This window comes from Mycobacterium sp. NPDC006124 (genome assembly GCF_040614235.1).
GTDB lineage: Bacteria > Actinomycetota > Actinomycetes > Mycobacteriales > Mycobacteriaceae > Mycobacterium.
Genome location: NZ_JBEXUA010000007.1, coordinates 41462 through 57159, shown reverse-complemented (window position 1 = coordinate 57159; position 15698 = coordinate 41462). Strand labels below are relative to the sequence as shown.

The window sequence follows — 15698 nt, the reverse complement described above, 5'->3', positions numbered from 1 at the left end:
GGATGGCCCACCACCCGGTGGGCCATCCGGCCTGCGTCTACTGCTCCGAGTCCTCGGGGGCGGCCTGCAGCACCATCACCGAGCGAGCCTCGACCGTCAACGGGGTGTTCGCCGGCACCGGCCGCGAACCCTCCATGACGGCACCCTCGACGGTGTAGATCACCGGCTGCCACGCCGAGCCGAATTCCTTTGGCGGAAGCGTGAAGTCGATGGGCTCGTGGTGAGCGTTGAAGCACATCACGAACGAATCGTCGGTCACGCGCTGACCGCGCGGATCCAGATCGGGGATGCCCTGGCCGTTGAGGTAGACGGTGATGGACTTGCCGAAACCGGAATCCCAGTCCTCGTCGACCATCTCCGAGCCGTCGGGCCGGAACCACGAGATGTCCGGCAGGCGTTCGGAACCCCGCACGCGGACCGGTCGTCCGTCGAAGAAGCGCCGCCGACGGAAGATCGGATGCGCGTTCCGCAGCGCGGCCACCGACTGGGTGAAGGCAATCAGCGACTCGTCGGCCTTCGACCAGTCGATCCAGGTGATCTCGTTGTCCTGGCAGTAACCGTTGTTGTTGCCGCCCTGAGTGCGGCCCAGCTCGTCGCCGTGACAGATCATCGGAACGCCCTGGCTCAGGATGTTCGTCGTCAGGAAGTTGCGCACCTGCTGCGCGCGCAACGCGAGGATCTCCGGGTCGTCGGTCTCACCCTCGACGCCGCAGTTCCAGGACTGGTTGTTGCTCTCGCCGTCGTTGTTGTCCTCGCCGTTGGCGTCGTTGTGCTTCTCGTTGTAGGACACCAGATCTCGCAACGTGAAGCCGTCGTGCGCGGTGACGAAGTTGATCGACGCGACGGGTCGGCGCGCGGTGTGCTCGTAGAGGTCCGCCGATCCGGTCAGGCGCGAGGCGAACTCGCCGAGGCTGGCGTCCTCGCCGCGCCAGAAGTCGCGGACGGTGTCGCGGTACTTGCCGTTCCACTCGGTCCACTGCGGAGGGAAGTTGCCGACCTGATAGCCGCCGGGGCCGACGTCCCACGGCTCGGCGATGAGCTTGACCTGGCTGACCGTCGGATCCTGCTGCACCAGTTCGAAGAACGTCGAGAGCTTGTCGACGTCGTAGAACTCGCGAGCCAGCGTGGATGCCAGATCGAAGCGGAAGCCGTCGACGTGCATCTCGGTGACCCAGTACCGCAGCGAGTCCATGATGAGTTGTAGCGCATGCGGATTGCCGGCGTTAAGGCTGTTGCCCGTGCCGGTGTAATCCATGTAGTAGCGCTTGTCGTCGTCGACGAGCCGGTAGTAGGCCGCGTTGTCGATGCCGCGCATCGACAGAGTGGGCCCCATGTGGTTGCCCTCGGCGGTGTGGTTGTAGACCACGTCGAGGATGACCTCGATGTCCGCCTCGTGCAGCGCCCGCACCATGGCCTTGAACTCCTGCACCTGACCACCCGGGGTGGCGCTGGCACCGTACTTGGAGTCCGGCGCGAAGAAGCCGATCGTGTTGTAGCCCCAGTAGTTCGACAGCCCCTTGTCGATGAGGGTCGAGTCGTTGGCGAAGTGGTGCACCGGCATCAGCTCGATCGCGGTGATGCCCAATTCCTTGAGGTGCTCGATGATCACCGGGTGGGCGATTGCGGCGTACGTGCCGCGGCTGCGCTCCGGAATGTCGGGATGCGTCTCGGTCAGGCCCTTGACGTGAGCCTCGTAGATGATCGAGTCGGCGTACTCGTGCTGCGGCGGCCGGTCGGTGCCCCAGTCGAAGAACGGGTTGATCACGACGGACTTCGGCATGCTCGCCGCCGAGTCGTCGTCGTTGCGGCTGTCGGGGTCGCCGAAGTCGTAGGAGAACAGCGACTGGTCCCACTGGAAGGTGCCGTCGATGGCCTTTGCGTACGGGTCGAGCAGCAGCTTGTTCGGATTGCAGCGCTGCCCGGACGACGGGTCGTAGGGACCGTGTACGCGGTACCCGTAGCGCTGTCCCGGTTCGACGTCGGGCACGAAACCGTGCCAGATGTAGCCGTCGACCTCGGGCAGCGTCAGCCGGGTCTCATTGCCGTCGGCGTCGAACAGGCACAGTTCGACGGACTCGGCGGCCTCACTGAACACCGCGAAGTTGCTGCCCGACCCGTCGTAGGTGGCGCCCAGCGGGTAGGCCTTTCCTGGCCACATCTCCCACTGGATCTGGTCCTTGGCGGGGGCGCCGGGCTGCGCGGCAGGAATGACCGGCGGCGTCGCGGTGTCCTTGGAACTGGTGGGGGGCGAGCTGGGTGGGGCCAAAGTGCACACTCCGTGTCGGGTGAAGATGGAACAAGGCGACGATACGGTGCGATCGGCCGCGGGGGCTCGACGGGCGAGACGCACTGATGTCAGGTATGCCGGTCGGCCACCGGGTGTGAACTGCCCGGTTACGGGCGATTGCAAACCGACGTCAATTTCTGTGTGTCGGCGCTCACTGTCACCGCACGGGCCGCACACGACTCATCGCGACGGTGTCATCCGCGTGCGGAGCGTCGCCGTCGCGCGGCAGTGATGACCACGCGCCGCGTCGGGACTGGTGCCGAGGATCTCGCCGACTTCGGCGAAGGTCATGGCCTCCACCTCGCGCAGGACCCATGCCGCGCGCTGACGCGGCGGGAGGTCGCCGAGGGCGGCCTCCAGCTCGGTCAGGAACGCCGAATTGGATGCGACGGTGAAGGGGTCACGGCCGCGTTCGCCGCCGGTGCGGTCCCGCAGCGCGTCGTCGGTGGTCTGCGTCCGGGTGGCCCGATAGGCATCGGTGATCTCGATCGAGCAGATCGCGAAGAGCCAGTTCCTCGGTGACGCCTCGCCGCGGTAGGAGCCGAGCTGCTCCCACGCGCTCAGGAGGGTTGCCTGAACGACGTCTGCGGCGTCGGACTCGTTCGCCAGCATCCGGCGCGCGTAGCGGTAGAGCCGCGGACCCTGCCGGTGCACGATGGTCTCGAAGGCCGCGCGATCGCCCAGGCCGGCCATGCCCATCAAGACGTCGTCCCCGTCGACGTCCGGTTGCTGGCCGATGCCAATCATCGCGAAGACTCCTTGAAACTCCGACGGCGGGCCGGGGAGGATCCAGGCTGCAGATGGACTCATGATATTCGCCAGCGACTGTGTCATAGCTGTCAATGCACAGCGCGAGGCGTCAATTAGGGCAGTCGTGAATTAGCCCGCTGACGGGGATCTCGGTCGGAGGCGAGCATGTGATCAGCCTCACTGGCGGCCGGCATTCGGATTGGCCCTCGTTCGCCGACTCATTCCATGACGTCACCATTCCGGCGGCGTCCCGTCGCCAGCCTGGCGTTGGTGACCATCACTTGGGAAGGGGACGCTGCCGCCACGACGACCGGACCTCGACGACGACGAGTTCGCTGAGGTACGACCGCGCCAAGGGCGTTTCGCCAGCCGGACCCAACTCACTCATTCGACGAAGGACGATCACATGAGCGCTCAACGGAGAAGCCTCGCCAGCCGCCTGTACGCCGGTCTCGGCCGGGTCACGTGGGGATTCCTACGCCGCAAGGTCGACGAACGAATCCACCGCCGTGGCCGCGGCCACGAGTCGGGGCGGTCCACCTCGCGCTGACGTCGCCCAACGTCACGACCATGCCACGCCGACCCGGCGTGGATGGAGAACCCTCACACGACAGGAGATCCGATCATCATGACCACCACCCAACCCGCCAAGGGCCTTGCCACCTCGAGCGACTCGACGCTGGTGACCTCGCAGGGCACCACCACCATCGCCGACGCCGTGGTATCCAAGATCGCCGGCATCGCCGCCCGTGAGGTGCACGGCGTCCACGACCTGGGCGGCGGTGCGTCGCGCGTCGTCGGCGCGCTGCGGGAGCGCATCCCGGGCGCCAACGTCAACCTCTCCCAGGGGGTCTCGGTCGAGGTCGGCGAGAAGCAGGCCGCGGTGGACCTCGAGATCGTCGCCGAGTACGGCGTCTCCATCGCCGACCTCGCGACCGGACTGCGCCGCAACGTCATCGCCGCGATCGAGCGGATGACCGGCCTCGAGGTCACCGAGGTCAACGTCACCGTCCACGACGTGCACCTCGACGGTGACGACGACGAGGACGACGCCGCGCGCGTTCAGTAGGAGACACCCGTCTCGTCAGACGACGGCGACGCCCGAGGCCCGAAGCGATTCGAGGGCCTCGGTCGTCGTCGTCGGTGACACGCCCGCGATGAGGTCCGTCAGCACTCGGGTGGTGAAGCCCTCGGCCGCCGCGTCGGCCGCGGTGGCCTTTACGCAGTAGTCGGTGGCGATCCCGACCACGTCGACTTGGTCGACGTGGTGCTCGCGCAACCAGTCTCCGAGGGTGGTGCCGTGATCGCAGTGGAACCCCTCGAACCCGCTGTAGGCCGCCGAGTGGTGGCCCTTGTGGAACACGTCCTCCACCGAGGAGGCGTCGAAGGCCGGGTGGAACTCGGCACCGTCGGTGCCGACGACGCAATGTCGCGGCCACGTCTCCCGGAAGTCCGGCTCGTCGGAGAAGTGCTCGCCGGGGTCGACGTGGTAGTCCATCGTCGCGACGACGTGGTCGTAGGCGGCGCGCCGGACCGGATCGGTGAGTAGATCGGTGACGGCTTGGGCCACCGCAGCGCCGCCCTCGACGGCCAGTGACCCACCTTCGCAGAAGTCCCGTTGTACGTCGACGACGATCAGCGCGCGCATGTCCTCAGGCTATCCGCCGAACAGCAGATAGAGCCCGGTGAACGTGTAACCGACCATGACCAGCATCATCGCGAGCTGCCCGGTCACCTGATGCCGCCTGGGCAGTAGGTGCAGCGCGCGGTCGTGGGCCGCGATCACGCCCGCGACGTGCCCGCCGACCACGAATGCGACCTTCAGCGTCGCGAGCACCGTCGGATGCGAGGACAGCACGTAGGACGGCTCGACGCCGCCCAGCCACCCGGTACCGAAGGGATCGGCCAGCCGCAGCACGGTCTGCTGACCCCGCTCGACCAGGTAGGTCAGGTAGTGCGCGAACACGTACCCGATGACGATCGGGATCAGCGAGTGCGCCATCCTTCCGGGCAGTTCGCGACGGCGCTGGGCATCGACGCCGCCGGTTGCCCGGGCGGCCAGCCAGAAGGTCGTGGCGACGACGGTGGCGAAGACCGCCAGGCCAGCGGTACGCATCAGCACCGCCACGGTCGGGGCGTCGCCCGACACGTCGTCGACGAAGTTGCGCCACAGCGGCAACGCGGAGAAGCTGTCGAACGCCGTCGACCCTAGGAGGATCGCGAGAACCGCCACGGTCCCGGGGCGAACCGGCATCGACGGTAGGTGGTCGAAGGGGTTGCCGACGGCGATGCGCCCGTCGCGGTTGCGCCGCATCGGCGACAGCCGCGAGGCCACGATGCCGTACACCTCGAAGGGGTCGGCGCGGGCGGTCCACCTCGTGCCGAAGATCAGGGCACCGGCGAACGTCACCAGCACGTAGACCAGTAGCCAGATCTTCACTGCCGCCAGCGATCCGGGGTCGGGGCTGGCGAGTTCGAGCCACACGAACGCGAAGAGTCCGGCGGCGGCCGGCCAGTAACCGAGCGCGTCGGGGTACCGCCGCGGCGGGGTGCGCCGTGACGGCGGCAGCAGGCGGTAGACGGTCCGCACCGGCGAGAGCACCCGCCACACGGGACCGATCGCCAGCGACAGCGCGACCAGCCCGACCCACATCAACACGTAGAACGTGCCTGGTAGCGCGTTGTCACCGTCCTGCGGGCCGAAGATCGCGGCGACGGTCAACCAGCCGGCCAGCAGCACTCCCGCGCCGGCCACCGTCCAGCGCGTCGCGGGCGCGTCGACCATCCGTGTGATCGCCTGCGGCAGTGGGCGTCCCGGCCGCTCGGGGTCGAACCGGGGCTTCTTCCACGCCAGCGCCACGACCGCGAAGGTGAACGTCAGCGCCCACGCCGCGCCGATCAGCGCGTAGGTGTACGGGATCGGCAGGTCGTTGGATCCGCCCAGGCCGTGCGCGAGGATCACTGCACGGCGATGGAGGCGATCGTGCGGTTCAGCTCGTGCAGTTCGACGTCGACCTTGCCGGGCACGGCGACGGTGAACTGGAACGACTGACCGGGCTTCGCCTCGACGTCGAAGGTGTGCTCCGGGTTGGAGTGCACGTGGAGCTGGTCGGCCGCGTCGCTGTCGACCTTCACGACGATCGCCTCGCCCACCTTCGCTTGCAGCTGCTGGTTGGTGGGCGTCACCTTCCCGCCCTTGATGGTTACGTTCACGACCAGCTGGTCGGGAGGCGCCTGCTGATCCGACATCTGCGGAGCAGCAGTCGAATTGGAGGGGGCAGCCGCGCTGCTCGTCCCGTCACCGGACCCGTTCGACCCGCCGCAACCCGCCAGCAGCAGCGCGGCGGCGGTGAGCGATACGAGGATCTTGGGTGTCGCCGCTGTGATCACTTCGCTCCGTCTTCGTCGGCCAATCCCGTACTCCCACTGTGAGTCCGCTCGTCCTCGGCGTCCTCGTCCTCGGCGAGGCGGCGATCGCGGCGCGCGACCCAGATGACCACGGCCACCACCAGGATCGCCGGCGCGAAGGCCGGAATTGCCAGCAGCGCCGAGTGATCCGCGAGGATGACGACCTTAGACGCGTGCGTCATGCCTGCCCGGAGGGCTCGAACTCGGCCTTGGACGTGGTCGGCTCGTTCTTGTTGAGTCGACCCGCACCCCAGGTGAGCCCGCCGATCATGATCAACGTGCCGACGAGGACGGTCAGGCAGCCGATCAGCCACAGCACCTGCGGGGTGTCGGGGTTGCGCTCGCGCTGCAGGATGGTGATCTCGGAGACGAACGGCCGCGTCATCTGAGCGTCGGCGGGGACTTCCGCCGCGCCGATGCCGGGGTCGCCGTGCAGGTAGATCGGCACCGCGGTCAGCATCCGGCCGTCGTGCACGCGCAGCAGCGTCTTCCACTGCCCCGAGACCGGCATGGGTGCGGTCGAGCGGTAGTGGCCGGGGCCCACCTTCTCAAGGTGGTCGACGAAGATGCCGCGCTGGTTGGCCAGGCCGCCCTGCCAACCCAGGATCGACACCCAGTTGGGGTCGGCGCTGATCAGGTCCGGCGGACTGATCCGGATGTCGGCGGTCGCCATCTTCTGGTCACCGATGCTCGGGGCCGGGGTCAGTATGAAGGACGCCGTGGCGTTCTGCGGAACGTCGTAGCGCAGGCCGTTGGCAGTGGCGCCGCCGATGGCGATGACGCTGAGCGCCACGATGCCGATGCCGATGGCCCGGCTCGGTAGCTTCTGGTTGGTCAACACCATGCCGACCATCGCGCCGCACACGCCAACCAGTGCGGCGACCGGCACCGCCATGGCGAGCGCCTCGGGCCAGATGCTGGTGGGCCACGGGTACCGGTAGACCGCGTCGATCCAGAAGGACTCCAACCACAGACCGACCGTCGAGACGCCCAGGCCGCCGACCAGGCCGAACAGCAGGGGCTTCTTGACCAGTGAGGTGAGGCCGATCAGTTCGACGACCACGGCGGCACCCAGGTACAGCGCGAACCAGTTGATCGGAGCGCCGAGGACGGGCCCGACGATCAGGGCGACGATGCCGCGGAGGGCGAGCGCCAGGATCGCGGCGATGATCGCCGCTCCGCGGCCGAGCATGATCCGCGCCGAGACGAGGGCGAACGACCCGGCGGCGGCGATCAACATCGGCTCGAAGACCTGGCGGAACTGCATGACGCCGAAGTCGAACTCGATCTGGTACACCGAAAGGCCGATGACGATGCCGCCGAACGCCAGGTACTGGATGAACTTGATGCCGGGGCCGTCCTTGGGCTTGTCCTCCCCGACGGCGCGGCGGCCCTCGTGTTCCAGGAACAGTGCGGTCAGCGTGGAGAAGCCGGCGCCGCCGATCAGCATGAGGTGGGTGGGTCCCCAGAGGGTGACGTCCTGGCCGAAGATGCGGTGCCAGACGTCGTCGAGGGGGAACCCGATGAGCGCGTAGAGACCGCAGCCCGCCATCAGGATGCCGCCGACCGGGGCATACCAGTGCCGCGTGATGCGCACTGCCGACGGTCCCGGTTTCTCGTAGGGCAGCACGCAGGCCAGGCATCCGGCGACGAAGAGGATGAAGAGCCCGAACAGGATGAAGTAGTGCGCGGGGTTCGCCAGCGGGCCGGGATCGCGGCCCTTTCCGATGTGCAGGCTGACGTCCCAGATGAAGCCGAACAGCGCGGTGATGATGGTCGTGATGAACAGCGCGACGGGCAGCGCCACCCAGGCCGGCCGGTTGAACTTGCGGCCGGCCCACTCGCCCAAGTCGTGCAACCAGGTGATCTTGCGCATCCGGTGCTGGTAGCCGATCCACAGCAGGGCGGCGCCGACGACGACGCTGGCCACCGAGAGACCGATCACCTCGTCGAGGGCAGCTCCGCCGCCCTCGGTTCCCTGCGCGAGATACGCGACGTTCGATCCCACTGTCATCTCCACCTGTCGGGTCGTGCGGACGGAGGAACCCTACCGGCCGGTAATGTTGCCAGAACCGGAGAGGCGATACCAGGGGTACTGCACACTTCGACGGTCACTTCTTGGTCGGCGGCTTGAGGACCTTCATCGCCAGGTTCGTCACCGGCTCGGGCACACGGTCACGCGACTCGAGGGCCTTGTTCGCCACCCGGGTCCGGGCGGGCGTTCCGCGCCCGAACCAAGCGTTGAGCGGCCCACCCGTCGGCTCCAGCTGGACGTGCATCGGTGGGCGGCCGTCCGCGGCGCCCAGAGCGTTGGAGATGACCATCCGCTGGATCTCGCTGGTGCCCTCGAAGATCGTGTACAGCTTCGCGTCGCGGTACCACTTCTCCACGGGGTGGTCCTTGATGTAGCCGTAGCCGCCCATCGTCTGAATCGCGCGCTCGGTGGTCTTGACCGCGAGTTCAGTGGCCGCGAGCTTGGCCATCGACCCCTCGCCGCGTTCGAACGGCACGCCGGTCGCCGCCATCCACGACGCCCGCCACGTCAGCAGCCGGGCGGCGTCGAGTTGGGTGGCCAGGTCGGCCAGCGGGAACGCGATGCCCTGGTTGTGGATGATGGGGGCGCCGAACGCCTCGCGCTCTCCTGCGTAGGAGGTGGCGTACTCCAGGGCGGCACGGGTGATCCCGAGTGCCTGGGCGGCGACCATCGGGCGGGTCTGCTCCAGCGCGCCGAGCGTGGCCGACCCAGAGTGCTTGCCGCCCTCGACCGTCTCGCGGGCCTTGGCCAGCTTGTGCTCGAGCTTCTCGTGGCCGCCGAGCAGGTTCTCGCCGGGGACTCGCACCGAGTTGAACTTCAGTTCCGCGGTGTGCGAGGCGCGGCAGCCCAGTTTGTCGAGCTTTCGCACCATCTCCAGGCCCGGCGTTCCCCCGGGCACGATGAACAGTGCCTGGCCCTTGTGACCCAATTCGGGGTCGACGTTGGCGTTCACCACGTGCACGTCGGCGATGCCGCCGTTGCCGATCCACATCTTGTGCCCGTCGATGATCCAGTCGTCCCCGTCACGCCGGGCCGTCGTGCGCAGGTTGCGCACGTCGCTGCCACCCTCGGGCTCGGAGATCGCGAGCGCTGCCAGCTTCAGGTCGCCCGGACTGCCGAAGCACTCCGGCGCCCACTGGAGCATCTGCTCCGGAGAGGCGGCCTGGCCGATGGCCGAGAGCGCCAGCGCGGGCATCACGACGGCCAGCCCGATGCCCGCACAGCCCCAGAAGAGCTCCTCCATGAACATCGGCAGCGACAACCCGGTGGGGTCGCCGATCAGATCGCGGTAGAACAGCGGGTTGTAGAACCCTTGCCGCGCGGCCTCCTCGAGCACGGGCCACGGGAATTCCTGCCGCGCGTCGTACTCGGCGGCCACCGGGCGGACTACCTCTTCGGCGAACACGTGTGCGCGGCGGGCCAGGTCGTGTTGGGCGATGGTGGGCGTGAGGTCGAAGCTCATCGAAGTTCTCCTGCTTCGTCGCGGGGGATTTCGGTACACGTGTGTTCGCTGATACCCACGAAAGCCCCGTCGGAATCGTGCCCGGCCTAGCCTCTAGGCGTGCGGCTTCCGACGCAGGGGCTTCGGCAGTGTGACGGCGTGACGTGTGGACCCGCCGTCGCCGTGATGGCCGGCGCGCTGCTCGACCCGACCCCTTCCACGCCGCCGAGCCAGGCCTGGTTCGCCGCCGAACAGCGCCGGGTGCACGCCGGGATCAATCGGGTCTGGCCGAGGAGGCTCGGCACCACGCCCCGCGGCATGGCCGACGCCATCGGCGCGTACGGCGTGCGGTACGCCTGGCGGCGAGTCCGGCGCGCCGACGCCTTCGCCGACGTCGAGCGCGCGGTGCGAGGACGTCGGCCCGTGGCGATGCTGATCGGCAACGTCGTCCCACGGCACTGGGTGCTCGTGATCGGCTGCGACGGCGACGCGTGGGAGTGCTACGAGCCGTCGTCCGGGCAGGTCAGGCGGGTGTCACCGGCGGCGGTCCGCGCGGCGCGCCTCGTCGGACTCGGATTCCCGCGGGCGTTCGCGTTCGTGCTGCCGCGTTCGAACATATGATCGAACCGTGGGCGAGATGCAGTCGATCGGCTACCACGGACAGCCCGTGGCGCAGGCCTTTCGCCGCGTCGACCCGCCGACACCCGTCCTGGTGGACCTGGCTGCGGTATTTCCCCGGGAGCCGCACCGCTCGGGTGGCTACAACCCGGCCGGTCTGCAGATGCACGCGATCGTCGAGGGTCGGCTGAGCTGCTGGGGACTGTGCGAACAGGGCTTCTGGTGGGGCCTGGTGACCTACGAGATCGCCTACGGCCCCAACCGCAAGTCGGTCACCCACTGGATTCCGTCCTGGACGCTGAGGCGCCAGACGGGGCCCCGTCCGTAGGGTGCAGGTATGGCTCGCAAGTTCGCTACCGCCGATCGGGTGGATCGCACGGCACTACTCGACTTCGTCCGCCCCAGGCATCACATGGTGCTGACCACCTTCCGGTCGGACGGTTCGCCGCAGAGTTCGCCGGTGACCGGCGGGGTCGACGAGGCGGGCCGCATCGTGATCGCGAGCTATCCGCAGCGGGCCAAGTCGGCCAACGTCCGCCGCGACCCGCGGGCCAGCGTGACGGTGCTCTCCGAGGACTTCAACGGCCCGTACGTCCAGGTTGACGGGGACGCAGAAGTTCTCGGCCTGCCCGATGCGGTCGAACCGCTGGTCGAGTACTTCCGCGCGATCTCCGGGGAGCACTCCGACTGGGACGAGTACCGCCAGGCGATGATCGATCAGGGGAAGTGCCTGATCAGAGTCACGCCGGTGCGGTGGGGGCCGGTGGCTACCGGTGGGTTTCCGCCGCAGTGAGTCGCGGGGCTACGGCCGATCCGGATGGCCGCGTTGCGGCAGCTAGCCGGTCAAACTATAGTCTGGACACATGTCCAGAGCGCAGATTCCGACTCTGGCCGCGGTGAATTAGCCATGCGGATTGCCCTTCTGTCGTATCGAAGCAAGACGCATTGTGGTGGGCAGGGCGTCTACGTCCGGCATCTGAGTCGCGGTCTCGTAGAACTCGGCCACGACGTCGAGGTGTTCTCGGGGCAGCCCTATCCGGAGGGCCTGGACCCCCGGGTGCGCCTGACCAAGGTGCCGAGTCTGGACCTCTACCGCGAGCCCGACCCGTTCCGGGTTCCGCACGTCAGGGAACTCCACGACCGCATCGATCTGCTCGAGCTCTTCACGACGTGGACGGCCGGATTCCCCGAGCCCAAGACGTTCTGCATGCGGGTGGCCCGCATCCTCGCCGAGCGACGCGACGAGTTCGACGTCGTCCACGACAACCAGAGCCTGGGCGACGCGCTTCTTCGGATCGCAAGGCTGGGGCTCCCCGTGGTGGCCACCGTGCACCATCCGATCACCCGCGACCGCGTCGTCGACGTCGCCGCCGCCAAGTGGTGGCGCAAGCCGTTGGTCAAACGGTGGTACGCGTTCGCCGAGATGCAGAAGCAGGTGGCCCGCAAGATTCCGGAGCTGCTGACCGTCTCGTCCTCCTCGGCCGCCGACATCGCCGACGACTTCGACGTCGACCCCGAGCAGCTGCACGTGGTGCCGCTGGGGGTGAACACCGAGCTGTTCCGCCCGAGTGAGGACCGGGTGCGCAACCGCATCATCGCGATCGCCAGCGCCGACGTGCCGCTCAAGGGTGTCAGTCACCTGCTGCATGCAGTGTCGCGTCTTCGGGTCGAGCGCGATCTCGACGTCCAGCTGGTGTCGAAGCTCGCGCCCAACGGGCCCACCGAGAAGCTGATCGCCGAACTCGGCATCTCCGACATCGTCCACAGCTCGAGCGGCCTGACCGACGCCGAGTTGGCGGCCCTGCTCGCCTCGGCCGAGGTGGCCTGCATTCCGTCGCTCTACGAAGGCTTCTCGCTGCCCGCGGTCGAGGCGATGGCCAGCGGCACGCCCATCGTCGCCAGTCGCGCGGGTGCCCTGCCCGAGGTCGTGGGCGAGGACGGCGTGTGCGCCCGCCTGGTGCGTCCCGGCGACGTCGACGACTTGACCAGAGTGCTTGGTGAACTGCTCGACTCCCCGCTGGAGTTGCGCAGGCTCGGCGCCAACGGCCGCACCCGCGCCGTGGACGTCTTCAGTTGGGAATCGGTTGCCGCACAAACGGTTTCGGTGTACGAACGCGCGATGAAACGAGTGAAGACATGTTGACCGTCGACTTCGACAGACTGGGCGTGGGTGCGGGCAACAGCCTGATCGACGTGGGATGCGGCGCCGGCCGGCACTCGTTCGAGGCGTTCCGTCGAGGGGCCGACGTCGTCGCCTTCGACCAGGACGTCGCCGAGTTGAACAACGTCGATGCGATCCTGCAGGCGATGCAGGAACAGGGCGAGGCGCCCGCTTCGGCGAAGGCCGAGGCGGTCAAGGGTGACGCGCTCGACCTGCCGTACGACGACAGCACCTTCGACTTCGTGATCGCCTCGGAGATCCTCGAGCACGTGCCACAGGACGACGCCGCCATCGACGAGTTGGTGCGCGTGCTCAAACCCGGTGGCCGACTTGCCATCACGGTGCCACGGTGGCTGCCGGAGAAGGTGTGCTGGGCACTGTCGGACGAGTACCACGCCAACGAGGGCGGCCACATCCGCATCTACCGCGCCGACGAACTGCTCGACAAGGTCGCCGCCAGGGGCATGCGATTCGACCACCGTCATCATGCTCATGCGTTGCACGCGCCGTTCTGGTGGCTGAAGTGTGCCGTGGGCGTGGACAAGCCGGACAACCCGCTCGTCAAGGGGTATCACCAGATGTTGGTGTGGGACATGATGTCTCGGCCGTGGTTGACCCGCAACGCCGAGTCCTTGCTCAACCCGCTGATCGGCAAGAGCGTGGCCCTGTACTTCGAGAAGCCGTCCATTTCTCCAAGCTCGGCGGCCTGATCCGTGCGGCGTCACGACATTCCTGGTGTGTCAGGCGTCTTGACGCCGCAACAGTGCCGGCAGACCGCGTCGTCGATCGCCGCCACGCAGGAGTCCTCGGGTGCGCTGCCCTGGTTCGTGGGCGGGCACACCGACCCCTGGGACCACGTCGAGAACGCGATGGCGCTCACCGCCGCCGGCATGTGGGAGCCCGCGCGGGCGGCCTTGGAGTGGTGCCGCGACGTGCAGCGTGCCGACGGGTCGATGCCGATTCAGATGCGCGATGGTGTCCTCGAAGACGGCAACAGCGACAGCAACTTCTGCGCCTACGTCGCCACCGGCGTGTGGCACCACGTGCTGATCACCGGAGACCTCGGCTTCGCCCGGTCGATGTGGCCGGTCGTCCAGGCGGCCGTCGAGTTCGTCCTGAGCATGCAGCTCGACGGCGGCCAGATCGCCTGGGCCAGAAGCCCTTCGGGAATCATCCAGGAGGCACTGCTGACGGGCTGCGCCAGCATCCACCACAGCATTCGCTGCGCGCTGGCGCTGGCGAACCACCTCGGCGAGTCCCGGCCGGAGTGGGAGGTGGCCGTGGGCAGTCTCGGCCACGCGATCGCCGAGCACCCCGAGGCGTTCACCCTCAAGGACGACCACGCGATGGAGTGGTACTACCCGGTGCTGGGTGGCGCGCTGCGCGGGGAGGCGGCCCAGGCGCGCATCGACGAGCGCTGGGACCGGTTCGTCGTGCCCGGTCTCGGCATTCGCTGCGTCGACCACCGGCCGTGGGTGACGGGCGCCGAGACCTGCGAACTGGTAATGGCCCTGGACGCCATCGGTGATTCGGTGCGGGCGCACGAACAGTTCGCCGCCATGCATCACCTCCGCGAGGAGGACGGCTCGTACTGGACAGGTCTGGTCTTCAGCGACGGCAAGCGTTGGCCCGTAGAGCGCACCACCTGGACCGGGGCCGCCGTCATCCTCGCGGCCGACGCGCTGTCGTCGACCACGGCAGGCAGCGGGATCTTCCGGGGCGCGGACCTGCCCCGGGGGCTGGTGGGCGACTTCGACTGCGCCTGCGCGTCATCCGGACGCTGAGCACCGCTCAGGCCGTCACCCCCTGGTGGTGGCTGCGGTTGCCGCCGCTGCGCTTGGCGCGGTACATCGCCTTGTCCGCCACGCCGACGAGATAGTCCACCATCGGTGCGTGCTGCGGAGCGGGCACGCCCTCCAACCGGGCGCAGGCCGTGCCCACGCTGGCGGTGATGGACACCGGCAGGTCGGCGACGGCCTCGCAGATCCGCTGGGCCAGCGGGCCCGCGTCGCCGCTGTGAGACGTGTCGGCGACGATGAACTCCTCGCCTCCGCTGCGCGCGACGACCGCCGTGTCGGCGGTGCTGGCCCGCAGGGCCTTCGCCACGTCCATCAGAGCGCGGTCGCCCGCCAGGTGGCCGTGGCGGTCGTTGATGGACTTGAAGTCGTCGAGGTCGATCACCGCGACGAGCAGGAACATGTCGGCCGCCGGTCGGGCGAGGATCAGTCCCATCGTCTCGAGCATGAAGGACCGTCTGTTGCACAGATCGGTCAGCGGGTCGAGGTCGGCCCGCACCAGGTCGTTGCCGAGCGCGCGGATCAGAACCTGAATCGCCAGGGGCATGGCGATGTTCACCTGGAGCACCAGGAACAGGTCCACCAGGGCCAGGGCGACGTGCCCGTCGGCCATCATTCTGAACGCCGCGTATCCGGCGACCGCCGTGGCGACGGTGAAGTTGTAGACCACGTACTTCGAGGTGAGGAAGAAGGCGATGTACGCACCGCTGATGGCGAAGGCGATGCAGCCGACCAGCGAGGCCATCGGAGCGGGGTAGGCCAGGCAGGCCAGCGCGATCGAGGTGTTGGTGACGACGGCGAACGCGACCGCCTGCGCGCGTGTCGGCCAGCGCACCGTCCACAGGATCATGCCGGACACTCCGCCGGCGAAGGCGGTCCACGTCATCGCCATGGACAGCGGATCGCTGGGTCCGTCGGTGCCGAGTACGAGGGCCACCAGGCACAGGGCGAGCGACGCCGAGATTCCGGCCATCATGATCCGGGCGGCGGCACTGATGCCGTGGGCGTGGAGGTATCCGCTCAGCCAGTCGTAATGACTGGGCTGCAGCCACCATCGGCTAAATGAAGCCACGTCGCCCCCGATCCCGGTGATCGCGATTATGCACGAACGTCACTTCCCGGATATGCGGTGCGGGGGTACGAGTGCCAGCAAGCGTCGGTAGCGTCGTCGGCTGGGCGACCTGCGGTGTCGCCCCGGCCGG

The 15698-nt window shown here is 68.2% G+C and carries 17 protein-coding genes; 8 read left to right on the top strand and 9 right to left on the bottom strand.

The features are described from left to right. Positions 1–37: 37 nt before the first annotated feature. The gene (gene glgX / locus ABZ195_RS16015; RefSeq protein ID WP_355219776.1) at positions 38–2158 is read right to left on the bottom strand and encodes a glycogen debranching protein GlgX; all 2121 of its coding nucleotides are present in this window, start codon (positions 2156–2158) and stop codon (positions 38–40) included. A 309-nt stretch (positions 2159–2467) separates the two neighbouring features. Beyond that, positions 2468–3097: a sigma-70 family RNA polymerase sigma factor gene (locus ABZ195_RS16010; RefSeq protein ID WP_355219364.1), complete on the bottom strand. Its 630-nt coding sequence runs from the start codon at positions 3095–3097 to the stop codon at positions 2468–2470. A 346-nt stretch (positions 3098–3443) separates the two neighbouring features. Between ABZ195_RS16010 and ABZ195_RS16005 the strand changes: the two genes are divergently transcribed. Further along, complete coding sequence (locus tag ABZ195_RS16005; protein ID WP_355219363.1) at positions 3444–3587, top strand: hypothetical protein; 144 nt, start codon at positions 3444–3446, stop codon at positions 3585–3587. 78 nt (positions 3588–3665) lie between these two features. After that, positions 3666–4106, top strand: a complete 441-nt coding sequence (locus tag ABZ195_RS16000) for an Asp23/Gls24 family envelope stress response protein (RefSeq protein ID WP_355219361.1) — start codon at positions 3666–3668, stop codon at positions 4104–4106. Positions 4107–4121: 15 nt separating this feature from the next. On the opposite strand, the gene ABZ195_RS15995 is transcribed toward ABZ195_RS16000, so the two are convergent. The 6 genes from ABZ195_RS15995 to ABZ195_RS15970 all read right to left on the bottom strand — a co-directional run bounded on the left by ABZ195_RS15995 (position 4122) and on the right by ABZ195_RS15970 (position 9942). Next, the gene (locus ABZ195_RS15995) at positions 4122–4685 is read right to left on the bottom strand and encodes an isochorismatase family protein (protein ID WP_355219359.1); all 564 of its coding nucleotides are present in this window, start codon (positions 4683–4685) and stop codon (positions 4122–4124) included. Between the two features lie 9 nt (positions 4686–4694). Continuing rightward, complete coding sequence (locus ABZ195_RS15990) at positions 4695–5999, bottom strand: hypothetical protein (RefSeq protein WP_355219357.1); 1305 nt, start codon at positions 5997–5999, stop codon at positions 4695–4697. Next, on the bottom strand, positions 5996–6424 hold the full coding sequence (locus ABZ195_RS15985; RefSeq protein ID WP_355219774.1) for a hypothetical protein: 429 nt from the start codon (positions 6422–6424) through the stop codon (positions 5996–5998). The genes ABZ195_RS15990 and ABZ195_RS15985 overlap by 4 nt, the downstream gene beginning before the upstream one ends. Continuing rightward, complete coding sequence (locus ABZ195_RS15980) at positions 6424–6627, bottom strand: hypothetical protein (RefSeq protein WP_355219355.1); 204 nt, start codon at positions 6625–6627, stop codon at positions 6424–6426. Before ABZ195_RS15980 ends, ABZ195_RS15985 begins: the two co-directional genes overlap by 1 nt. Beyond that, a complete protein-coding gene (locus ABZ195_RS15975) occupies positions 6624–8459 on the bottom strand; it encodes a hypothetical protein (protein ID WP_355219353.1) in 1836 nt (611 codons plus the stop codon). The genes ABZ195_RS15980 and ABZ195_RS15975 overlap by 4 nt, the downstream gene beginning before the upstream one ends. 97 nt (positions 8460–8556) lie before the next feature. After that, positions 8557–9942 (bottom strand): acyl-CoA dehydrogenase family protein, encoded by a 1386-nt coding sequence (locus ABZ195_RS15970; RefSeq protein ID WP_355219351.1) that lies wholly within the window; start codon positions 9940–9942, stop codon positions 8557–8559. Between the two features lie 165 nt (positions 9943–10107). Between ABZ195_RS15970 and ABZ195_RS15965 the strand changes: the two genes are divergently transcribed. From ABZ195_RS15965 to ABZ195_RS15940, 6 genes are all read left to right on the top strand, one after another. Further along, on the top strand, positions 10108–10542 hold the full coding sequence (locus ABZ195_RS15965; protein ID WP_355219772.1) for a hypothetical protein: 435 nt from the start codon (positions 10108–10110) through the stop codon (positions 10540–10542). A gap of 7 nt (positions 10543–10549) precedes the next feature. Further along, positions 10550–10867, top strand: coding sequence for a hypothetical protein (locus ABZ195_RS15960; RefSeq protein WP_355219350.1), 318 nt, complete (start codon positions 10550–10552; stop codon positions 10865–10867). 9 nt (positions 10868–10876) lie between these two features. After that, entirely contained in the window at positions 10877–11332 is a 456-nt protein-coding gene (locus tag ABZ195_RS15955) for a PPOX class F420-dependent oxidoreductase (RefSeq protein WP_355219348.1), read from the top strand. A 114-nt stretch (positions 11333–11446) separates the two neighbouring features. Beyond that, positions 11447–12682 (top strand): glycosyltransferase family 4 protein, encoded by a 1236-nt coding sequence (locus tag ABZ195_RS15950; RefSeq protein ID WP_355219346.1) that lies wholly within the window; start codon positions 11447–11449, stop codon positions 12680–12682. After that, the gene (locus tag ABZ195_RS15945) at positions 12676–13410 is read left to right on the top strand and encodes a class I SAM-dependent methyltransferase (protein ID WP_355219344.1); all 735 of its coding nucleotides are present in this window, start codon (positions 12676–12678) and stop codon (positions 13408–13410) included. Before ABZ195_RS15950 ends, ABZ195_RS15945 begins: the two co-directional genes overlap by 7 nt. A 27-nt stretch (positions 13411–13437) precedes the next feature. Next, positions 13438–14484 carry a prenyltransferase gene (locus ABZ195_RS15940; protein WP_355219342.1) on the top strand — a complete coding sequence of 349 codons (1047 nt, stop codon included), beginning with the start codon at positions 13438–13440 and terminating at the stop codon, positions 14482–14484. A gap of 7 nt (positions 14485–14491) precedes the next feature. Here ABZ195_RS15940 and ABZ195_RS15935 read toward each other — a convergent pair whose 3' ends face one another. Further along, positions 14492–15568, bottom strand: coding sequence for a GGDEF domain-containing protein (locus ABZ195_RS15935; protein ID WP_355219340.1), 1077 nt, complete (start codon positions 15566–15568; stop codon positions 14492–14494). Between the last annotated feature and the right edge of the window lie 130 nt (positions 15569–15698).